This is a genomic window from Occallatibacter sp. (assembly GCF_049582745.1).
In the GTDB taxonomy this organism is placed as follows: Bacteria; Acidobacteriota; Terriglobia; order Terriglobales; family Acidobacteriaceae; genus Telmatobacter.
In genome coordinates this window covers 14,030-35,781 of the sequence record NZ_JBAUUO010000101.1, presented here as the reverse complement: position 1 = coordinate 35,781, position 21,752 = coordinate 14,030, and the positions used below count along the sequence as shown (strand labels likewise).

The 21,752-nt window shown below is 60.0% G+C and carries 19 protein-coding genes; 6 read left to right on the top strand and 13 right to left on the bottom strand.

What is annotated here, in order from left to right:
• The first annotated feature begins 36 nt into the window (after positions 1-36).
• Positions 37-1,467: an APC family permease gene (locus WCA10_RS15070; RefSeq protein ID WP_472823357.1), complete on the top strand. Its 1,431-nt coding sequence runs from the start codon at positions 37-39 to the stop codon at positions 1,465-1,467.
• Positions 1,468-1,477: 10 nt separating this feature from the next.
• Here the strand turns inward: WCA10_RS15070 and WCA10_RS15065 are convergent, their stop codons facing one another.
• The 12 genes from WCA10_RS15065 to WCA10_RS15010 all read right to left on the bottom strand — a co-directional run bounded on the left by WCA10_RS15065 (position 1,478) and on the right by WCA10_RS15010 (position 13,950).
• Positions 1,478-2,536 carry a hypothetical protein gene (locus tag WCA10_RS15065; RefSeq protein ID WP_472823356.1) on the bottom strand — a complete coding sequence of 353 codons (1,059 nt, stop codon included), beginning with the start codon at positions 2,534-2,536 and terminating at the stop codon, positions 1,478-1,480.
• A 23-nt stretch (positions 2,537-2,559) separates the two neighbouring features.
• The gene (locus tag WCA10_RS15060) at positions 2,560-3,489 is read right to left on the bottom strand and encodes a hypothetical protein (RefSeq protein ID WP_472823355.1); all 930 of its coding nucleotides are present in this window, start codon (positions 3,487-3,489) and stop codon (positions 2,560-2,562) included.
• A 168-nt stretch (positions 3,490-3,657) separates the two neighbouring features.
• Positions 3,658-4,596 carry a carbohydrate kinase family protein gene (locus tag WCA10_RS15055; protein ID WP_472823354.1) on the bottom strand — a complete coding sequence of 313 codons (939 nt, stop codon included), beginning with the start codon at positions 4,594-4,596 and terminating at the stop codon, positions 3,658-3,660.
• Positions 4,597-4,642: 46 nt separating this feature from the next.
• Entirely contained in the window at positions 4,643-5,932 is a 1,290-nt protein-coding gene (locus WCA10_RS15050) for a GRP family sugar transporter (RefSeq protein ID WP_472823353.1), read from the bottom strand.
• 240 nt (positions 5,933-6,172) lie between these two features.
• Positions 6,173-7,219 (bottom strand): NAD(P)-dependent alcohol dehydrogenase, encoded by a 1,047-nt coding sequence (locus WCA10_RS15045; protein WP_472823352.1) that lies wholly within the window; start codon positions 7,217-7,219, stop codon positions 6,173-6,175.
• Between the two features lie 116 nt (positions 7,220-7,335).
• Complete coding sequence (prmC, locus tag WCA10_RS15040) at positions 7,336-8,178, bottom strand: peptide chain release factor N(5)-glutamine methyltransferase (protein ID WP_472823351.1); 843 nt, start codon at positions 8,176-8,178, stop codon at positions 7,336-7,338.
• Complete coding sequence (gene prfA / locus WCA10_RS15035; RefSeq protein WP_472823350.1) at positions 8,178-9,254, bottom strand: peptide chain release factor 1; 1,077 nt, start codon at positions 9,252-9,254, stop codon at positions 8,178-8,180. Before prfA ends, prmC begins: the two co-directional genes overlap by 1 nt.
• A 251-nt stretch (positions 9,255-9,505) precedes the next feature.
• The gene (locus WCA10_RS15030) at positions 9,506-9,946 is read right to left on the bottom strand and encodes a PIN domain-containing protein (RefSeq protein WP_472823349.1); all 441 of its coding nucleotides are present in this window, start codon (positions 9,944-9,946) and stop codon (positions 9,506-9,508) included.
• The gene (locus tag WCA10_RS15025; RefSeq protein WP_472823348.1) at positions 9,925-10,194 is read right to left on the bottom strand and encodes a hypothetical protein; all 270 of its coding nucleotides are present in this window, start codon (positions 10,192-10,194) and stop codon (positions 9,925-9,927) included. The genes WCA10_RS15030 and WCA10_RS15025 overlap by 22 nt, the downstream gene beginning before the upstream one ends.
• 21 nt (positions 10,195-10,215) lie before the next feature.
• The gene (locus tag WCA10_RS15020) at positions 10,216-12,426 is read right to left on the bottom strand and encodes a CocE/NonD family hydrolase (RefSeq protein WP_472823347.1); all 2,211 of its coding nucleotides are present in this window, start codon (positions 12,424-12,426) and stop codon (positions 10,216-10,218) included.
• A 25-nt stretch (positions 12,427-12,451) separates the two neighbouring features.
• On the bottom strand, positions 12,452-13,408 hold the full coding sequence (locus tag WCA10_RS15015) for a cation diffusion facilitator family transporter (RefSeq protein WP_472823346.1): 957 nt from the start codon (positions 13,406-13,408) through the stop codon (positions 12,452-12,454).
• A 65-nt stretch (positions 13,409-13,473) separates the two neighbouring features.
• Complete coding sequence (locus WCA10_RS15010) at positions 13,474-13,950, bottom strand: hypothetical protein (RefSeq protein WP_472823345.1); 477 nt, start codon at positions 13,948-13,950, stop codon at positions 13,474-13,476.
• A 171-nt stretch (positions 13,951-14,121) separates the two neighbouring features.
• Here WCA10_RS15010 and WCA10_RS15005 point away from each other — a divergent pair, with 171 nt between their 5' ends.
• The 4 genes from WCA10_RS15005 (at position 14,122) to WCA10_RS14990 (ending at position 19,318) form a co-directional block, all read left to right on the top strand.
• Positions 14,122-14,763 carry an NADPH-dependent F420 reductase gene (locus tag WCA10_RS15005; protein WP_472823344.1) on the top strand — a complete coding sequence of 214 codons (642 nt, stop codon included), beginning with the start codon at positions 14,122-14,124 and terminating at the stop codon, positions 14,761-14,763.
• 196 nt (positions 14,764-14,959) lie between these two features.
• Positions 14,960-17,416: a 3-hydroxyacyl-CoA dehydrogenase NAD-binding domain-containing protein gene (locus tag WCA10_RS15000; RefSeq protein ID WP_472823343.1), complete on the top strand. Its 2,457-nt coding sequence runs from the start codon at positions 14,960-14,962 to the stop codon at positions 17,414-17,416.
• 1 nt (position 17,417) lies between these two features.
• Entirely contained in the window at positions 17,418-18,044 is a 627-nt protein-coding gene (locus WCA10_RS14995) for a hypothetical protein (RefSeq protein ID WP_472823342.1), read from the top strand.
• An 89-nt stretch (positions 18,045-18,133) separates the two neighbouring features.
• Complete coding sequence (locus WCA10_RS14990) at positions 18,134-19,318, top strand: thiolase family protein (RefSeq protein WP_472823341.1); 1,185 nt, start codon at positions 18,134-18,136, stop codon at positions 19,316-19,318.
• A 126-nt stretch (positions 19,319-19,444) separates the two neighbouring features.
• Here WCA10_RS14990 and rpsT read toward each other — a convergent pair whose 3' ends face one another.
• On the bottom strand, positions 19,445-19,720 hold the full coding sequence (rpsT, locus tag WCA10_RS14985) for a 30S ribosomal protein S20 (protein WP_472823340.1): 276 nt from the start codon (positions 19,718-19,720) through the stop codon (positions 19,445-19,447).
• 400 nt (positions 19,721-20,120) lie between these two features.
• Here rpsT and WCA10_RS14980 point away from each other — a divergent pair, with 400 nt between their 5' ends.
• The gene (locus tag WCA10_RS14980; RefSeq protein WP_472823339.1) at positions 20,121-21,743 is read left to right on the top strand and encodes an EAL domain-containing protein; all 1,623 of its coding nucleotides are present in this window, start codon (positions 20,121-20,123) and stop codon (positions 21,741-21,743) included.
• Positions 21,744-21,752 lie beyond the last annotated feature (9 nt).

Sequence of the window (21,752 nt, the reverse complement as noted above, 5' to 3'; positions counted from 1 at the left end):
AGGAACGGCGGCCTGGCGTGCGAATATTTTGGAACCATGGCTCAAGCCTCATCCTCAGCGGAGCACGGTCTTCATCGCCAGTTGAGCTTACGTGACCTGGTTATCTCACAGGTGTTGTGCGTGGTGGGCGCCGGCTGGGTGGGCGTGGCTGCGGGACTTGGGAAGGCCGAGACGCTGCTGTGGATCGGTGCGATGGTGCTGTTTTGTCTGCCCATGGCCGCATCGGTAATCGGGCTCAATCGCGTCATGCCGCTCGAAGGCGGACTGTACGTGTGGGCGCACCGGGCCTTCGGGAATCTAGGCGGATTTCTGACTGCGTGGAATATCTGGTTTTACGGGATCGCAGTGACGGCGGCGATTCTCTATCAGATTCCGACGGAGTTGGCGTACCTGATCGGGCCCAGCGCCGCATGGCTGCCCGAGAATCGCGCGGCGGCGTTGATCATCGTGGGAGCGCTGGTGGTAGCGCTGACACTGGCCGAGCTGCGCGGGCTGGAGATCGGCAAGTGGATTCACAATGCGGGCGGCGTCGCGATGATGATCGCGTTTGCAGCGCTGATCTGTCTCGGTCCGTGGGCAATGCTGCGGCACAATCCTCTCAACTGGACGCCGCTGGCGCTGGCGATTCCTCCGCATGACCTGAGAACGTTGGCGTTGTTTGGGCAGATGCTGTTTGGGGCGTTGTGCGGGCTTGAGTATATCGCGATCCTGGCAGGTGAGAGCAAAGCTCCGGAACGAACGATTACGCAGTCGGTGTGGTTTGCTTCACCGATTATCTGCGCGATGTTCATTCTTGGGACTGGCTCGGTTGTGGCGTTTGTGCCGCGGGGCGAGATCAACTTAATTGCTCCGATTCCGCAGACGTTTCGGATGGCACTCGGGAATGTCGGGATTGGCAATCTGCTGGCAACGGCGGCAATTTTGCTGGTGGAGATCCGGCTGCTGGGAGCGGTGAGCCTGCTGATGACCGGCGTGAGCCGGCTGCCGCTCGCGGTGGGTTGGGACGAATTGATTCCAACCTGGTTTACGCGCCTGCATCCGCGCTGGAAGACGCCCGCGAATTCCATTCTGTGCGCGTCGGTGCTGATTTTCCTGCTGGTGTTGATGGCCAACGTGGGAGTTCATGCGCAGGAGGCATTCCAGGTGCTGTCGAACGCGAGCCTCACGCACTACGAGGTCGCCTATGTTGCGATGTTCGCCATTCCGCTGGCGGGAGCGGCTGGGTTGCGCAAAAAGCTTCCGGCATGGCTCAAGTGGACGTCGGTGGTTGGGTTGGGATCGACGGTCTTCAGCCTGCTGATTTCGGCGTATCCGTTTGTGGATGTCGTGAACCCGATGGCCTATGCGGCGAAGATCGTATGCACGCTGGTGGTGAGCAACCTGGTTGCGTATTGCTTCTACATGGCGCGCATGCGGGCCGGCGTTACGTCGTCGGTGGGGCATCTGCGGACCAAGCACGAGGATTGAGCCAAGGGCCTCATTGCATGGCAGTGGCATTGCGGGCGTCCAGGGTGATGGAGTTCGCGCCGGCGTTGACCTGCACCGCCTGGAACCACACCAGCGGCTGGTTGTTGTAACGAGTGGAGATCATCAGGAAGTAGGTTCCGGGTGGGACACCGGGGAAAGTGGCTCGTCCATTCATGTCGGAATGCACGGATGAGGCGGCGCTAGTCCTGATGGCATTCATAATTGTCTGACAATCGGGAGAGCGATTTCCGCAAGCCAGGCCCATGAATTTAAAAGGAGTCGTCCCTGCCGGAATATTGACACCTGATCGCGCGATCGTGTCGCTGAGACTGTTCCGCAGCAAAACATAAGGATGGTTGGCAAGCTGATTGGGCTGGCCTGGGGTCGCGGGAAACCCGGACACAATCGACAACGTTGCGTTGCCCAGCGGCGCATTGGGCGTGGAGAGAGTCGCGCCGTTATTGTTGTGCGCGCCGGTCTGTGGTCCGGATGCCGAGGCATTCATCGGCGCTCCTGAGCCGCTGCTCATCGGAATCGTCTTGCTCGGGCTGAGAGGCGCAAGGTTGCAGCTTTGCTCATTGGGCGCGAAGTGGAGGTCGTCGCTGTGATCGTTAAGCACGGTGCGGCCGTGAACCTGGTATGGGCCGCTGCTGCCGGGATCGAGGGTGCCGTCGGAGCGCATGCCGAGGATGAGCGGATGGTCGGGCGCTTCAATCTTTATCGCCGTGCGCGTTCCATCGGCGATCACTGTGTAAGGGTATGCGCGGGCGGCATCGGGGCCGCAGCCGAGAACGGCGGATTCAGGAAAGAACTCGACACTGAATCCGGTGGATGCGGCGAATATTCCGGTCATACGGACGCCGGGAGGTGTCGGCGGGCCTTGGTCTCCGTTGTTGAAGAGAGCGGTGAGCAAACCTGTGGCGGTCTCGGTAGCGCCAGGGACAGCATGCTTCGAAGAGAGTGCTGGAGCTACGCAGTTGGCGCGCCTGGGAGCGTAAACGGGCTGCGAAACAGGCCTGTAGCTCGCTGTGCCAGGCACGTATGTGGATTGCGTGGAGGTGCTTGCCAAATCGTACGTTTGTCCATTTTGGGTCAGGTCCGACTGACCGGCATATTGCGTGGCCTCAAGGGGAGTGAGTTCCTGGTGAGTCGTGGTGGTCTGGGTCTCGTAGTGCCCCGCGGTTTCAACGGTTGAGCCGCCACGCTGGTGTAACCGGTGATGACGCGGCCATCGATGACGAATGGACTTTCGCCAGCCAGGTCACTGCCCCGCACGATCAGAGTTAGCGGCTTTGGGGAAGTCTTGAGGGTAACGAATGCATGATTATCTTTGAACTGAAGCGAGTAGCCATACGATTGGGGATCCAGCCCGGAGCATGTCAGGAGTGCGGCGCGATCGCCGAATTCGATGCGCCACTTACCTGCGCCTTCAAAACTACCGGCAAACACCGGGCCCGGCGGCACATCTTTGATGACGGATTTGACGAGATTGCCTGTCAACTCGTTGAAACCGTTCACGAGCGCATTGCCGGTGCAGGTTGCGGGGACGCGGCCCGAGGTGAGGCAACGGGCAATCGCACGCTGCGAAGGGGTCATGGGGCGGCCTGGCATGGATGGATTGTCAGGGGCATGCATTGCATCGTCGGCCCGCTTCTGGTCTGCATCGCGGAGATCCTGAAATTTCTTGTCGAGCGCTTTTCGTTTGGAAACATCGGCAGCGCTGGGCTGCGTGCAGGTGGGGATGAGCTTTTTGAGAGCGCCACGGGTCGTATTTGTGTAGGTTTCCATGCCGTCTTTCAACTTCTCCGGATGGCCCATGGAACACCATGCATTGTCGGACAAATCGCGAATATCGCAGCCGTAGACATACACGCGCTCACCGCTGCAGATAAAGGTGACATTCAGTGGGATTTCCTGTGCAGAGACTGAAGCGGGAAATCTGAGAAAGGCCACGAAGGCGATCAGGATGAGGACGCAGGATACGCTGTCCGACAGATTGCGAGAGGGGAAGAAGCGGTTCATTGTTGACCCCCAAAATTGCAAAGGGCCACCTATCGATCAGGCCCTTTTTTGAGTGGCTCCACGCGGGGAGGAAGATGCCATGCGGAGGGGAAGTGAGGATTAATGGTAATGCGCTTTGCAGTGGAAGGGCAATAGGGAAAAACTGTCGCAGAAATTCGATTCGGAGCGTCAGTCTGCTGCGGGAGCGACGGCGTAGCGAGGCGTGGTTGCCATGAGATTTTCGATTGCCTCAACGTTGCCGATGCCGCCTCGTGCACCAGCGCAGGTGCAGTTCAAGGCAGCGGCGGCGCAGGCAAAATCGAGCTGGCGATCAAGCGGCCAATCCTGCAGAAGGCCGTAAATAAAGCCGGCATGAAAGACGTCGCCGGCGCCGGTGGTGTCGACAACCGGCACGCGATAGGCGGCAGAGGAATGGAAGCGCTTGCCGTCCCACGCAATGACGCCGTCGGCGCCGAGCGTGGCCGCGGTGAGGACACAGCCAAAGCGCTTCATGGCAGCGCAAAGTGCCTGTTCGAGATTGCGCTCGCCGGTGAGACGCGTGGGGAAATCGCGGCTGACGACGAGGTAGTCAACGTTCGCAATCAGGTCTTCAACGCCGGGATAGGTCTCATCGAGATCGGCGATGACGGGCACGCGCGCAGATCGAGCCCAGGAAGCGGCCTGAGTAGCGGCAGCGGTTTCAAATCCATCGATAAGCAGGGCCCGCGCGTTCACGATCCAGGAGCGATCGAGGTCGGAGGGTTGGAGCAGGAGACGCTCATCGCGACGGCAGAGGACGGTGCGTTCGCCACCGTCATCGACGAGAATGAGTGACTGAGGGCTGGCTGCATTGGCCACGGTGATCAGGCGCGTGTCCACGCCGGCGCGTGCGAACTCGCGGCGATGCAGATTGCCAGCCTCGTCGTCGCCGAGCTTGCCGACGTAGCGCGTGGAGAGGCCCCATGTCTGGCAGGCGATCACGGTAGTGGCGGCCTGGCCGCCGGGAAGGATGCTGGCGCCGGTGTATTCGGTTTTGGAACCGCGGGAAGGGAAATGCGCGAGCGGAATGAGCGTGTCGATTGCGTTAAGACCCACGCCTACCAGGTCAACTTGAGCCGGTTCTGCCATTCATTTGATTGTAACGGCGTGGGATTGAACGGGCTTAATTGAGCGATCAAGAGAAGTGAGTCGTCTTACCCAAGATCCACGTACATCCGGCGGCGGATGCCACCAGGATCGCTGCAAGCACGCCGACCCAGGCATAATTCATGGCAAGCTCAGGCACGCGCGCGTTCATTCCGAGCCAGACGAAGACAACGACAGCGGTGGCAAGAATCGCATAATCCCACCAGGAGCGGCCCTCGATGGTGGTGGCAGGGCTCTCGCCTGCATACGACTTCATGACGCGGTCGTAGTCGAGGTCGTAGCGGGCACACTCGCGGACGAGCGCCTCGCGCATGGATCCGCGCTCTTTTTCCGTGGCGACGGCGGTGGTGACGGCAAGCGCGCCGCAGATCATGACGAGCGAGCCGATGAGAACGAGAAGGCGATGAGCCGCGTCGGCATGCGCCAATTCGCCGAAGACGAGCGCACCCCAGGCGAGGCCCCACATCTGGTTGGTGTTGGAGAGCGGAATGCCGCGGCCGATGCCGAGATACTTGGTGGCGAACTGCTGGAAGAGGTCGCCGACGACCCATACGAATCCGCCAAGAAAGAGCCAGAAAAGCAGGTGTCGCGTTTCGCCGGAGTGGAAGACCGCGGCCTTAGTTCCTCCGTCGAGGGCGAGCACGAGAGCGACCATTGTTCCCAATTCGCCGATGGTGAAGACGGTGACAAACGAGAGCGGATTCATACCGCTGATGTAGGCCTTGCGATAGGGGATGTACATGGTTCCCCACAGCAGGCTGGCTCCGATGGCGGCGAGGACTCCGCCAACTGCGCGGTTGTGTGCGCCGCCCGTGTGAATGGTGCTGAAGCCGAGCATAACGGCTGCTGCGACGATGGCCAGCGCGCCAAGAACGACCTTGGCAATGTTGATGCGGCTGGCACCTTTCAGCTCGCCGAACAGCAGGCGGCCCCAGAGAATGCCGATGAGCGAGTTGGTGTTCCAAAGTGGAAAGGCGATGGCCAGGCCCACGTCGCGAATGGCGAAGACGGTGAGGGTGTTGGCGACTGCCCAGAGCATGCCGGCGAGGACGGCGATGGGAATCAGATGTTTGCTTTCGGCGAGATCGGCGAAGACCTGCCGCGTCCCTTTGAGTAATGTCGGGAAGGTCCAGCGCGCGGTGAAGACACCGGCAACCATACAGAGGGAAATGGCGTAGGGCGAGAGGCCGGAGTTGACGAGCTTGGTGGGCGCTTCGGCCGCGCCCAGCCATACACCTGCTGCCAGTCCGCAGACGACGCCGATGCCGTGAGCGGACTTGATGACGGGAGGCGGATTGCTACGGACCGGTGCGTTCATGCGTTCTGGACGTTCCTTTTCAATTCGATTTTCACGACCTACCCTTGCAATTTCGCCAGTAACGAAAGTCCGATGTCTGCGGTTCAATGCAGCAAGATGAGCAGCGCGAGACCAAGGCAGAAGACGACGACAGGTATCACGAAATGCATGTCGGTCAGGATGGCTGTTGTCTTCATCAGAGCGCTGTTGCGATTCCTTCCGGATTTCTTTGGTCTCGTATCTGTACTGCGGGTTGCGGAGTTAACGGAGCGAACTCATGTCGATTACGAAACGGTATTTCACATCCTGCTTCAACATGCGTTCGTAGGCTTCGTTGATTTGCTGGATTGGGATGACTTCGATTTCGGAGACGATGCCGTTTCGGCCGCAGTAGTCGAGCATCTCCTGAGTCTCGGGCATGCCGCCAATCATCGAGCCGGCGATGGAGGCGCGCTTGGTGATGAGCGCGAACATATTGATGGAGGGAGGTTTTTCGGGAAGCCCGACGAGGGTGATGGTGCCGTCCTGTTTGAGCAGCGAGAGGTAGGGATCGAGCGCGTGGGGAGCCGACGCGGTGTCGAGGATGAAGTCGAAGGTGCCGGCGTGTTTCTTCATCTCCGCTGCGTCGGTGGAGACGATGACTTCGTCGGCGCCGAGCTTGAGGGCGTCGTCTTTTTTCTTGAGCGAGGTGGTGAGCTGCACGGTGTGGGCGCCGAAGGAATGCGCGAACTTGAGGCCCATGTGGCCGAGGCCGCCAAGACCGACGATGCCGACCTTCTTGCCGGGACCGGCATTCCAGTGGCGCAGGGGCGAATAGGTGGTGATGCCGGCGCAGAGCAGCGGGGCCACTGCGGCGGGGTCGAGATTGGCCGGGATGGTATGGGCGAAGCGTTCGTCGACGATATAGTTGCTGGAATAGCCGCCCATGGTGATGGAGCCATCGACGCGATCTTTGGCGGCGTAGGTGAGCGTAGAGCCTTCGATGCAGAAGTGTTCTTCGCCGCGGTTGCAGGGCTCGCAGTGGCGGCAGGAGTCGACGATGACACCGACGGCGGCGAGGTCGCCGACTCTAAACTTTGTTACGGATTTGCCGGCGGCGGTAACCCGGCCGACGATCTCGTGACCGGGAACCATGGGATAGACGGCGTTGCCCCACTCGTTGCGCGTCATGTGGAGATCAGAGTGGCAGACGCCGCAATAGAGAATTTCGATTGCAATTTCGGAGGGGCCGGGCTCGCGGCGGTTGAACGTATGGGGAGCAAGCGGCGATTTGGAATCGAATGCGGCGTAGCCTTTGGATGAGGGCATGGAATGGATCCTTTCAGGAGACGAGTGTAAATCAGGAGCACGCAGAGTGAGGTTGGATCGGGATCGAGATTTGCATTTCTTTGAGACTGATTCGATGAATGAAATGACGAGCAGGTTTAGATGCGCTGTGCAACGGCGACGCGGGGGATGCCTTGCAGGTCGGGTGTGAATTCAATGTTGGTGAAACCCGCGATAGCGAGTAATCGCTGGATGGCGGGCTGCTGACCGTAGCCGATTTCGAGTGCGATGAAGCCGCCGGGGGCGAGAGCTGCGAAGGCTTGCGGGATGAGACGGCGGTAGATTTCGAGGCCGTCGTTGCCGGCGAAGAGGGCGAGGGATGGTTCGTGATCGCGGACTTCGACGGAGAGAGAATCGCGGTCGGCGGCGGAGACGTAGGGAGGATTGGAAACGATGAGGTCAAAAGTCTCACCGGCGACGGGAATCAGCACATCGCCTTGCAGAAAACGGATGGTTACGGCGTTACGGCGCGCGTTATCTTCGGCGATGGCCAGCGCGGATGAGGAAACGTCTGTTGCCGTGATTTGGGCGTTGGGAAGGTTTTGCGCGAGGGAAACGGCGATCGCGCCCGAGCCGGTGCCGATATCAAGGATACGCGGATGTTCGAGAGCGACGGCGAGTGCGATCGTTTTTTCGACGAGGTGCTCGGTTTCGGGTCGGGGGATTAGGACCTCGGGTGTGACGCGGAAGGGCATTCGGTAGAACTCGACCTCGCCGATGATGTACTGGAGGGGTTCGCCTTTGCAGCGGCGTTCGAGCAGGCTTGCGTAGCGGATCGCGGAGCAACCGGCGAAGTCGTCGTTAGCGTGGGCCATCAGCCATGCTTTATTTTTGCCAATCAGATGCAGCAGCAATGTTTCGGCATCGCGTATCGCACGATCTGGGTGCGGGCTGACGCTGAGCTGCGACTCACCGTACTCGAGAAAGTCGCGCAGGGTCATTACGCAGCCTGGTCGTTGTCGGCTTTGAGCTGCTCGGCCTGGTAGTGCGCGACGAGAGCATCGACGATGGGCTGCAGACGTCCTTCCATGATGAGGTCGAGCTGGTGCAGCGTTAAGCCGACGCGGTGGTCGGTGAGGCGGTTCTGCGGGAAGTTGTAGGTGCGAATCTTCTCGCTGCGGTCGCCGGTGCCGACCTGCGATTTGCGGGCCGCGGCGAGCTCGGCGTTCTGCTTGTCCATTTCCATCTCGTAGAGACGCGAGCGGAGGACACGCATGCCCTTCTCGCGATTCTTGATCTGCGACTTTTCGTCCTGGCAACTGACCACGGTGTTGGTGGGGATGTGGGTGATGCGAACGGCGGAGTAAGTCGTATTCACCGATTGGCCGCCGGGACCGGAGGAGCAGAAAGTGTCGATGCGAATGTCTTTGGCTTCGATCTTGACGTCCACATCTTCAGCTTCGGGCAGGACGGCGACGGTGATGGCAGAGGTGTGGACGCGGCCCTGGGTCTCGGTCGCGGGGACGCGCTGCACGCGGTGAACGCCGCTCTCCCACTTGAGTTGGGAATAGACGCGCTTGCCTTCGATGATGGCGATGACTTCCTTGTATCCGCCTATTCCAGATTCGGAGAGCGACATGACTTCGACCTTCCACCGATGCTGTTCGGCGAAACGGGTGTACATGCGGAAGACCTCGGCAGCAAACAGAGAAGCCTCGTCGCCGCCGGTGCCGGCACGGATTTCGAGGATGACGTTTTTCTCGTCGTTGGGATCTTTGGGAATCAGCAGGATCTTGATTTCCTCTTCAATGGCGGAGGCGCGCGGCTCGAGCGCGGCGATCTCTTCCTCGGCCATGGCGCGCAGGTCGGGATCGGTTTCTGTGAGCATGGCGCGGGCCTCAGCCAGACCCTGCTGCACCTGCTTCAGTTCGCGGTACTTTTCGATCGGCTCTTCGATCTCGTGCAGGGCCTTGGCGGTCTTCTGATATTTCTCGTGGTCGTTCAACACTTCAGGCAACGAGAACTGCGCCTGCAGGTCGTTGTAGCGTTGCTCCATTTGTTCCAGGCGATCAAGCATTCCGAATCTCCATGATGCGCCAAAGTCGGCGCAACTGCTGATGGTTATCTGTTTGAGAATCAGTTCGGAAAAAGGCGCAGAACAGTGTAGGCGGCGGGCGCCGCTATAGGAGGGCCGGGATGGGCTGGAGAAGGATCATCGCGCTTCTTCCATTCTAACGCTATTCTGGGACGTGGTGGATGCCTTACTCGATTCAGGTGGTTGATCCGTTGGGCTGGATTTGCAGCAAATTTGTATGATTCATGATTCTCTCAAAGAAATGGATTCACGATTTTCAATCCATCGATCTCTCGGTCGTGCTGCAAATCTTCCGAGAGAACGACGCGGCAGCCGCTCTGTGCGGCCATGCGGAGTATGAGGGCGTCCCACAAAGAGAAGCCGTGAAGACGATGCAGATCGATTGCCGCGAGAACGTCGTTGATGGTGGGTTCGGCGACTTGAAACTTCGCGAATACCTCTACTCTTCGCTTGGCTAATTCTGCACTCAGCTTCAATTTTCCGGTTGCCGAGACGAAGTACTCCTGGAGCACCTGAATCGACACAGCTCCGGTCCGCTGGCGCAGGTGCACCTTGATCAGGTTTAAAGCGGCTAGTTGTTTGACGGGATATCGGGGATCGTCGGAATAAACGAGCACATTGGTATCAAGGAAAGCGCGGGGACCGCGCCTTTTTAGACTGAGTTCCGAGGCCATTTCAGCCGCTCCTCGTAGATCTCGTCCCGGTTCCACTTCCAGCCGGCCTCAGGCTTTCCCAATCCAGAGGTTTTCTCGAGGAACTCGATGTCCCGTTCCAGGTCATCGTCGCCGACGATGTGCTCCAGGTGCTCGCGAATTTCCTGGTTGATGGTCTTGCCGGTTGCACGCAGTTTCTCCCGCGCACGTTCGACAAGCTGCTCGTCGATAGACAGGGTGATATTCACAACCACAGTATATGTGCGCACATAATATGTGTCAAGTACCGCCTAGAAGCAAGCGATGTGGTCGCAGGCGTTCATCAGGGGCATCTGCAGACTCGAATCGTGATCCGGATCGGAGTAGATGGTGATGGTTGCGGCTTTGTACTCTGCTGGCTTGGCGGTCATGATGTTGGGCACAAAAGTCTGCGGGTTGCGGTCGTAGAGCGGGAACCAGGTGCTCTGAATCTCGACCATCACGGTATGGCCGGCCTTGAAGACGTGGTCGACGCCGTGCAGGCTGTAACGGTACTCGTGGATGGAGCCGGATCGCATGGGAATGGGTTTCTCGAAGCTATCGAGATAGCGGCCGCGGAAAATCTCTTCGTTGGTCATCAACTGGTAGCCGCGCATCTTCGGGTCGGGATCGTTGTCGGGGTACTGGTCGATGAGCTTGACGACCATGTCGTTGTCGGTTCCAGTCGTGGAAGCGAAGATGTCGGCCAAGACCTCTCCGGTGACGATGAGGTCTTTCTTGAGTACGGGGAGTTTCCAGACGGCTAGGTCTTTGCGATCGGTGACGAAGCGCTGATCTACCGTGAGCCAGTTAAACCACTGCGAACCCTGGCTGTACGTGACCTGGATGGGGCGGTGACGGTAGGGCACAGGATTTGCCGGATCGCTTTCGTAGCTGGTTTTGGCGGGTTCCTTGGCGTCGCTCCAGCTAAGCTGCCCGTCGCCGACGAGGTGCAGGCTGGTGGGCTGAGCTTCTTTCGGCGGAAAGTGCGCATAGTACTTCCAGGTGTTCGAACCGGTCTGGAAGCTGGCGGTGTCCTCGAGGGTGAATCCAGGTTCGTCCTTCAGGTAATGGCCGAAGAATTTCGCCTCGATCTGCGCGCGAAACTCCTTGCCGATGGGCTCGCCATAATTCAGGTTGCCGAGGTGGCGAGAAGAGGAAGCCCAGGAACCGTGTCGCCAGGGGCCGAGGACGAGGAAGTTTTCATGATTGCTGTCGTGGGGCTCGAGCTTGGTGTACTCCTCCTGCGGTCCCCACATGTCTTCCTGGTCGTAATAGCCGCCAACACTCAGGGTTGGAACAGTGACCTTGTTGAGGTGATATTCGACACCGCGGGATGACCAGACCGTGTCGTAGCTGGGATGGTCGAGGAAGAGCTTCCAGGTGGGAAATGGCTCTTTGACGCCTGACTTTTTCACGTCTTCGATGAAAGAACCGCGCTCGAGGAAGTAGTCGTAGCCATCGACGGGCTTTCCGTCTTTTTCCTTGCCGTAGCTGACGTCGGCGTTCCCCTTGTCGGACTCCATGGCGTAGACGTAGTCGTAGCCGTAGCTTTGGCGGAAGGCGCCGTTGTGAAAGAAATCATCGCCCAACCAGACGTTGATCATGGGCGCCTGCGGCGAGATGGCTTTCACGGCAGGATGTGGATCGATTCCGGCGGCCATGGCGAGGAAGCCCGGGTAGCTGGTGCCGACGAAACCGGCGCGGCCGTTGTTGCCGGAGACATTCTTGAGGAGCCAGTCGACGGTGTCGTAGGTGTCGGTCGATTCATCAACGGCTTTCGGGGCGAGACTGGAAGAGCGCTGGTCGGCACTATGGTCGACTTCGGGACGGCTCATTACAAACTGGCCTTCGCTCTTGAAGCGGCCGCGGATATCGCCGCAGACGTAGATGTATCCGTCACGCGCCAGTTCGGGACGCCCGCCCGAGAATGATGCGCGGCTGGTTTCGTCGCAACCATAGGGAGTGCGCTGGATAAGAAATGGGAGCGGAGTGGCGATGTCGGCGGGCTTGAGAATGACGACATGAAGCTTGATGCCGTCCCGCATGGGGATCATGGATTCGGTGCGCTGGTAATCATGGAAGACGTGGTGGACCGCGTCGCCGGTGCGCTTGTAGACCACGTCGGAATCGTTCGATGGGGTGAGGGTCTCGCCGTGGCCGTTGGCATCCAGTGTGAACTTGAGGGTTCTTTTCGTCTGAGGAACGCCGAATTCCGTTGGCGAATTCTGAATCAAAGCGGTGGGCACCTCGCGCTCGGATTCAACAACGAGCTTGCCGTCCTGGACGTAGAAGCTGATGGGAGTGTCAGGCTCGTTGGGGTTGGTGTACTCGCCGGAGAGGGCATCGAGTGAAGCCGGTGCGGATGGGGCGGCCTGGAGAGGTGTTTCGCCCAGCGCGACGGGCGCAAGGCGCACAGTCTGGTTTGTTGAGAAGAGGAGCGCAAAGCACAGGGCAACCAAGGCAACTCGACCTAGGGTCAAGGCAGGGACCTCCGAATGGCATGGATTAATGTGCGTGGCCGTGATGGCCGTGAGCGACGGGGCTGGACATTTCTTCCATGGGAACGACGCAGCCATGGAGCTCTTCGCATCCTTCGTGTTCAAACTGAATTGTAGAGTGCTGAATGGAGAAATGGTCGCGCAAAACGTGATTGAGCTTGATCAGGATGCAGGCGCTCTCGGAGGGGGGAATGTCGGCGATGCATACATGGCAGGCGAGCGCATGGCTGTTGGAGCCGAGGCTCCAGACGTGCAGGTCGTGCACGTTGCGAACGCCGTCGACTTCCTCCATTCCCGCGCGGATTTCGCTGAGCGAAATGTCGCGCGGCGTGCCCTCGAGAAGGATGTTGAGGGTCTCGCGCACGATATCGAAGCTGGTCCACAGGATCAGGGCTGCGATCAGCAGCGACAGCACCGGGTCAATCCAGTTGCGCCCGGTGAACAGGATGCCGGCGCCACCGGCGATGACCGCGGCTGTCGATAGCGTGTCGCCAGCCATATGGAGAAAGGCGCTGCGCATGTTGACGTCGCGGGCTACTCCCCAGAGAAGCGCCGCGATCACGCCATTCATCACCACGCCGGCGGCGGCCACGACCATCATCAATTTTGGTTCTACGGCGACGGGGGCGCTGAGGCGATGGATGGCTTCGATGGCGATCCAGACGGAGATAACGATGAGCGTGGCGGCATTGACGAAGGCAGCCAGTACACCAGCGCGCTGGTAGCCGAATGTCTTGGAGTGGGTGGCAGGGCGGCTTTGAAAATAGACCGCAACAAAACTGAGCAGCAGCGCCAGGAAATCGGAGACATTGTGTCCCGATTCAGAGAGCAGGGCAAGGGAGTGGGCGCGCAGTCCGGCGATGAAGGTGATGACCACGTATGCCAGCGTGGCGACGAGCGAGAAGCGCAGTACGGATTGTGTCCTGGATGCGCGGGCGGTCGCGGGCGCGACGTGGACATGCATAGCTAAAGTGTAAACGTGGTTCGGTATGGCGCGCTAACGGTTGCAGGTGGTCCGGTGCACGCCTGCTAACCCCGATCGGGGCGCAACTGGCCTATATCACGATGCTTTGACGCCGCTGTCAGGGGGTATACAGGAAGGCTGGACCGGAGCCCCGACCAGGTTTCCGAGGTCACGATGCTGTTCTGGGGATTACCGGGCTGGTAGCGAACGGAGCAGGGAAAGCCGGCGCGCATCTCGCCGGTATCGATCTCGTTCAGCAGGGTTGTGATGTCCTGCGAACACTCGTAGTCCACGCCGGAGCTGCGATAGCTGTACTCCAGCATGGTCAGCGATCGACCATCCTCCAGGGTTATCTCACGGATGTCGAGCAACATGCCATCGATGACGCGGCCCGTTAAGGCAAGCATTTTGCGGCGTGCGCGCTCCAACTCCTCTTCTGTCGGCCGCTTGCGTCGCAGATAGAAGACTGCGCCGACGGCCAGGCCGGCGATGAGGGTTACACCGGCTGCCGTTTCCCATGCGTTTCTGGTAAGAAAGTTCATCGCGGGGGAGATCGAGAGCGATCCCGATTTGAGCATACCGCAGAGTCGACTCTCTCGTACCACAGGGAGAGAGACCGTCGCAATCCGAAGGTACTGCCTGGTCGTCTTCTTGGCGCTTTTCTTGATTCGTTCATCTGGCGCATCTACACTCGCCAACATCGGAGGTATGCCATGAAAGTGGGAGTGCTTGGATCGGGCGACGTTGCGAAGACACTGGCCGCAGGGTTCCTGAAACACGGTCACGCGGTGAAGGTGGGCAGCCGGAGCCCTGCGAAACTGGCGGACTGGGCGACCCAGACCCAGGGTGGAACGACAGGCACGTTCGCCGAGGCAGCCGCGTTCGGCGAACTGGTGGTGCTGGCGGTGAAAGGGAAAGCGGCTGCCGAAGCGCTGACGCTGGCTGGAATGAAGAATCTCGCGGGGAAGACGGTGATCGACGCCTGTAACCCGATCGAGGATGCTCCGCCTGAAAAGGGCGTGCTCCGCTTCTTTACCGACATTAACCTGTCGCTGATGGAGACACTGCAGCGCCAGTTTACCGAGGTGCGTTTTGTGAAGGCCTACAACTCGGTGGGCGCTCCCTGTATGGTCAACCCCGCTTTTGCGGCCGGCCGGCCCACCATGTTCATCTGCGGCAATGACGAGGGGGCGAAGAAACAGGTGGCGCAGATCAACGAGCAATTCGGCTGGGAGACCGCAGACATGGGCGCGGCCGAGGCTGCGCGGGCGATCGAGCCGCTTTGCATGCTCTGGTGCATTCCCGGTTTCATACGCAACGACTGGATGCATGCGTTCAAACTGCTGACGAAATGATGGGCGGCGCTCCGTTTTTGCGATGGCATGTGCATTACCGGCGGAGACGCGATGCGCGGCAAAACGTGAATTCGCGTTAAACGAAGGCGAGAATGGGCATCCCTCGCCTTGACCCGGCGGAGCGCCCACTCGTATGCTCGGGAACGATTACGTGCATGTGCAGCATCACGTTGCGCCTGCGCGGGGAGAGCCCGGCATGAGTACGATCGCACCGGCAACGACGTCTGTTTTTCGCTATGCTGCTCAACCTCTGCTGGTGCGTAGGGCAGCGGTTCTGGGGGCAGGCACCATGGGCTCGCGTATCGCCGCGCATCTGGCCAATGCGGGCATTCCTTCGCTGCTGCTCGATATGGTTCCAAGCGGGGAAGGCTCGCGTAATCGTTTGGCGGAATCGGCGCTGGCTGCGCTGGCCAAGGCGAAGCCTGCCGCATTTTACGATGCGTCGCTGGCGTCCATGGTGTCGGTCGGAAACTTTGACGATGACTTGCCGAAGCTGAAGCAGTGCGACTGGGTGATCGAAGCGGTAGCGGAAAACCTTGAGATCAAGCGGGCGCTGCTGGATCGTGTGGTGCCGCACCTGGCACCGCAGACTGTGTTGACCACCAATACGTCGGGATTGCCGATTGCCAAGATTGCCGCGGGGTTGAAGTCGCACCGGGATCGATTCTTCGGCACGCACTTTTTCAATCCGCCGCGGTATATGCAACTGCTGGAGATCATTCCGACGGCGGAGAGCGATGCCGCGCTGGTGGGCGCATTTGCAACGTTCGGGGATCGAGTGCTGGGCAAGCAGGTGGTCTTCGCCAACGACACGCCAAACTTCATCGGCAACCGCATTGGCGTCTTTGTGATGTTTCTTGCGTCGACGCTGATGCTTGAGCAGGGTTTATCGATCGAAGAAGTTGACGCACTGACGGGGCCGGCACTGGGCTTTCCGCGGACGGGGACGTTTCGCCTCGCCGATATGGTTGGCATCGACATCCTGGCGCACGTCGCGTCAAATTTTCCGCAGGGAGTAACGCCGGGCGGCTTCGCCGAGAAGCTGCAGGAGATTGTGAAGCGCGGCTGGTTGGGCGACAAGTCGAAGCAGGGGTTCTACAAGAAGACGCGCGTTGCCGATGGTAAAGACGAACGGATGGTGCTCGACCTGAACACGTTCGAGTACCGGCCCTCCGTCAAGCCGGCGCTGCCTTCGCTGGAGATGGCGAAGAATGCAGCAACGGTGCAGGAGCGGATCAAACTGCTGCTGGCCAACGATCCAAAGAAGGACAAGGCGGCAGCGTTCCTCTGGCCGTTTCTATCGTCGCTTTGGAACTTTGCGGCGGAGCGGATTGGCGAGGCGGCGAACGATGCGCCGTCGATCGATCAGGCCATGCGCGCGGGGTTCAACTGGGAACTGGGTCCGTTTGAGCTGTGGGACGCGGCAGGAGTCCGCGAATCAGTCGGCCGCATGAAGGCGCTGAGCATTCCGGTGAGCAAGGCTGTGCAGGGTCTGCTGGACTCTGCGCCCGAAGCTGCGCCGGTCTCGTGGTATTCGCCGGATGGACCGCAGTGCTACAACACGACGACCGGCGCGTGGGAGCCGATCGCGCAGCAGCCGGGGCACGCGCGCGTTGCCGACTTCCGGCGAGCGCATGGTGTGATTCGGAGCAACCCCGGTGCATCGCTGGTGGATATTGGCGATGGCATTGGCTGCATCGAACTGCATTCGCTGAAAAACGCGATCGGCGGCGATGTGGTGGCGATGATTTCGTCGGTTCTGAATCCGACGTCGGAAGCGGTGAAGAATTTTCGCGGCTTTGTGATCAGCGGCGACCGCGACCGGTTCAGCGTCGGCGCGAACCTGATGCAGTTGCTGCTGGGTGCGCAGGAGGGCGAGTGGGACGAGGTTGAGGGGGCTATTCGCGCGTTTCAGCAGATGTCGATGTCGATCAAGTTCTGCCCGCGGCCGGTGGTTGTGGCGCCGTTCAACCTGACGCTGGGCGGAGGCGCGGAGATCTCGCTGCACGCCGCACGCCGGCAGGCACATGCAGAGACGTACATCGGGCTTGTGGAGACGGGCATTGGGTTGATTCCCGGAGGCGGCGGCACGAAAGAGATGCTGTTGCGCGCCGTGGACGCGGCTGCCGCACTGGCATCTCCTGATCCGAAGGACCCGCCGTCGCGATTTGCGCAATCTGCCGAGATGAATTCGGCGCTGAAGCGGACTCTGGAGACGATCGCCATGGCGAAGGTTTCCACTTCCGCAGCGGAAGCGCGCGCACTGGGCCTGCTGCTGCCGAGCGATGGAATCACGCTGAACCGGGAGCGGCTGCTGCTCGATGCCAAGGCGCAGGCGATTGCGCTGGCTGAGGCGGGCTACACGGCTCCGCAGCCGCGAGTGATTCCGGCGCCGGGCACGGCTTCGCTTGCTGTGCTGAATACGGGCGTCTTTTTGATGGGCGAGGCGGGGTACGCCTCGGAACACGACATGAAGGTGGCGCGCTGGGTGGCGTACATCCTGTGCGGCGGCAAGGTCACAGCCGGTTCGCTGATCGGCGAGCAGTACCTGCTCGATCTGGAGCGCGAGGCGTTCATCTCGCTGTGCGCCGAGCGCAAGACGCAGGAGCGGATCGCGTATACACTGAAGACCGGCAAGCCACTGCGCAATTGAAATGAAATTCGCAGCACTCATCCTGATTTCGGCGGCATCGTTGACGCTCGCGCATGCAGGCGCGCTTCCTCAGGAATCATCTCCCAGACAGCCGGACAGTTCGCAACAATTCAATGAGTCGGGCAAAACGAATGTGGATGGCCGCATCGAGTCCTACCTGATCCGTCGGCTGCCGGCGAGTTCATTTCCTGATTTGCCGGATGCGATTGCAGAAGCTCTTGACAAGCGCGGGTGCATGATTCCGCAGACGTTTCAGGCGCATCGGCCGGAGAACGTGATTAACGCGAGCCTGGAGCGTCCCGGCTCGTCCGACTGGGCGGTGCTCTGTTCCACGCATGGCAATGTGGAGTTGCTGGTGTTTTTTGCGCGCACGCCGAACAAGCCCATGATGCTGGCATCGGTTGCGGAACTGGACCGGCTGCAGCGGCACGATTCCTCCGGAGTTCTCGGATTTGACTGGGGCATCGATCCTGCTTCACCGCGGCAGGTTCGCGAGGCGCAGGCCGGGATGGAGCACCACCCTCCGATGCTGGATCACGACGCCCTTGAGGACACAGTTCTCAACCAGAAGACGGTGTATCGCTTCTACACGCGTAGTGCGTGGACGGTGGTGGATACGTCGGATTAATTGCAGCGTATTTGACCACTGCATGCCTTGCGGTCTAACAATGAGCCAGCGGATCTTGGGAACTGATCCGCGTTTCTCTGGAGCATTCGATGCCCGAAGCTGTACTCGTAAGCGCTGTACGGACCCCCGTTGGCCGCGCGCCCAAAGGCGCTCTTTCCACGACTCGCCCCGACGATCTTGCGGCTGTTGCGTTGACGAATGCTTTGGCGCGAGTTCCAGCATTGGATAAAGCCGAAATTGAGGACGTGATTCTCGGCTGTGCGCAGCAGGAAGGCGAGTCGGGATGGAACATGGCGCGCATGACCGGGCTGCGCGCGCAGCTTCCGGTTGACGTGCCCGGCATGACGGTAAACCGGCTTTGCGCTTCGGGGCTGGAGGCGATCGCCCAGGCCGACATGCGCATTCGCGGCGGGGTGCAGCGGGTAGTGATTGCGGGCGGGGCGGAGACCATGAGCATGCTGCCGATGGGCGGCAACAAACCGCGTCCCAATCCGTGGCTGGCGGACAATTATCCCGCTGCCTTGTTGACGATGGGACTGACTGCCGAGCGGGTTGCGAGGCACTACAACATTTCGCGCGAGGATGCGGACGTGTTTTCCCTCCGGAGTCACCAGAAGGCAGTGGCCGCGCAGGCGGCCGGCCGGTTTGACGCGGAACTTGTTGCGGTGAAGGTGACGATGGCGGCGCCGACAGCCAAGGCAGGAAAGCCGGCCATTTCCGAGTCGGTTTTCTCGGCGGACGAAGGGCCTCGCGCCGACACGACGGTCGAAGCGCTGGGAGCGCTGAAGCCGGTTTTTCATCCGAAGGGCACGGTGACCGCCGGCAATTCTTCGCAAACATCCGACGGAGCCGCGGCGACGATCCTGATGGATGCGGCGCGGGCGCAGGAGCTGGGAATCCAGCCGCTGGCGCGACTGGTGGCGTATGCAGTGGCGGGGTGCCTGCCGGAAGAGATGGGAATGGGGCCGGTCTATGCCGTCCCAAAGGCGCTCAAGAAGGCCGGACTGACCCTCAACGACATCGAGCTGATCGAGTTCAACGAGGCTTTTGCCGCGCAAGCCCTCGCGGTGATGCGCGAGCTGGGATTCGATCCGGAGAAGGTGAATGTGAACGGGGGAGCGATTGCGCTGGGGCATCCGTTGGGATGCACCGGGGCTAAATTGACGGCAACTCTGCTCCAAGAAATGAAGCGCCGGAACGCGCGCTACGGCATGGTGACGATGTGCGTGGGCGGGGGGCAGGGTGCGGCGGGGATTTTCGAGCGGCTGAACTGAACAGGATTGCGAGCAAACGGAACGGCCGGGATTGCTCCCGGCCGCACCTGCTCAATATGGCCCTTTACCACCCCAGCAACGAAGGCCTGTCGCTGGGGACCCCGGCTTGCGGCCACCCCGTAAAACTTATGCCTTTGCCGTCGAAAGAGCCTTCAACCGGGAATTCAGGCGGCTCTTGTAGCGGGAAACGGTGTTCGAGTGGAGAACGCCCTTCTGGACGCTCTTGTCGAGGGCGGAAACGGTCTCGCGGAACTGGGCCTGGGCAGCCTTGACATCGCCCTTGGCGATGGCTTCGCGCAGGGCGCGGAGGCTGGAGCGCACGCGGGTGCGGTTGGCGCGGTTTACAACGGTCTTGGTTTCGGTCTGGCGGGCGCGTTTCAGCGACGATACATGGTTTGCCATTTGCTTCCTTGATCTAAAGCCCTGCACTGTCAGGGAAATTGATGCGGGTCAGAATGCAGACACACCGCATCCCTCGCAATTTCTTAGTCTACGGGAAAGCGGGTTCCGGGTCAATCGGCCCGCTCCGGGGGTCCAGAGACCTGTGATTCCGCCAAATCAGATCGAGATTCGCCCACTTGCTTGCGCAATCGAAATCGGCGTGCGTCGCCGAGTGGATCTTGTCCTTAAGTTGTAAAACGTTTTTCCAAGCGAACTGTTGACTTCCCCAGGGCCCCAAAGTAACGATTGTCGGCTTTGTAGAATCAAGCGTTTAGTTCATTGGCACCAGCGGGGCATCGGGTTACCACTATTGGGGGGCAGAAATCGGCCCTAACCGGCGAAATAATGGCTGAACTAACCGATGCGTACCCTTGTCCAGCGCGTTGTGGTCACACTTGTGTCGGCCATCTTTCTTGCAGCAGCCGGTGGGCTGGCCGGTTATCTGCTGGGTCACGCCCTTGTACTTCGACAGGCGGAAGCCCGGCTTGATACGTATGCGAATCGGATCCTGCTGGAATCGATCACGTCTTCGGCTGAGTCCCGGGCAATCCTGGCGACCATGAATTCCTCGCCTTACGCCTTCTGTTCCGATCCCGAAATTGAATACTTCCGCCAACTAATTTTCCAATCGCAATTCCTCAAGGCCGCCGGCCGTATGCGGGGCGGAAAAATTGACTGCTCCACCACCTCCGGTCGCACCGTTCTGGCCCATCCGCAATTTAACCCGGATATCGCCCGCAAAGACGGCACGAAGATCTACAAGAACCTCACTCCGTTCCGCGTCGACGATCAGGATGTGATCTCGCTGCAACTCGGTCACGCCTTCGTCGTCTACAACCCTTACAATCTGGTTTCGCTCGATGCACCGCCGATGCATTTCACCGCCACGGCCATCGATTCGGTCACAGGGCAGGGCGACCCTTTACTCGGACAGATTCCGAACGTCGAGAAGCATGTTCTGATGCAGAACGGCAAGGTACAGGTAGGCAATACTCTCTATGCCACCCGCTGCTCGACCGACGGCGAGACCTGCATGACTGCCAATATCTCCATCCCCGACGCATTGGCAGTCGGTCGAGGGCTCACGTTCGCATACTTTGCCATTGGCGCAGTTTCAGGCGCTCTCATTGGATTGCTCTTCCCATTGCTCTACAGCCGCAACAAGAGCGTCGAACAGCAATTGCTCCGCGCAATTCGTGCGGACGCTCTCACGGTTGCGTATCAACCCATCGTCGACCTCGCCACCGGCCGCATCGTCGAGGCCGAGGCGCTTGTCCGATGGACCGACGAATACAAGAATGCTGTGGGTCCCGACATATTTATCAAAATCGCCGAAGAACGCGGCTTCGTCGGTCAGATTACAAAGCTCGTCCTCCGCCATGCCTTGCGCGACTTTGGCTCTACGATGCGCGCACGTTCCACGTTCCGCGTGAATGTGAATATCGCCGCCTCCGACCTTGCCGACAGCGATTTCCTGCCCATGGTCGAGCAGGCCCTTGCCAATGCTGAAGTTGCGCCTCGCAATCTCGGCATCGAGATCACCGAGAGCTATACCGCACGCCAGCAGGTTGCCCGGAATACGATTCTCCGTCTTCGTCAGAAGGGCCACTACGTCGCCATCGACGACTTTGGCACCGGATATTCGAGCCTTGCTTACCTCCACGATCTCTCAGTCGACGCGATCAAAATCGACAAGGCCTTCACAAAAGCGATTGGCACTGACGCCGTCACCGTTTCCATTCTTCCCCAGATTCTCACCATGGCTGAGACTCTCAAATTGCGCGTTGTGGTAGAAGGCATCGAAACCAAGGCCCAGGCCGATTATTTTGCCGCCAGCAACCAGCGCATACACGCGCAGGGATGGCTCTTCGGACGCCCTGTTCCCGCCCGGCTGTTCCTCCAGTTGCTCGATGAAGAAGAAGCACGAATCGCCAGAGAACAGGAAGAAGAGATGCCCAGCGCCGCCGCCGCTGCCGTCTGCTAGAGATCAGGC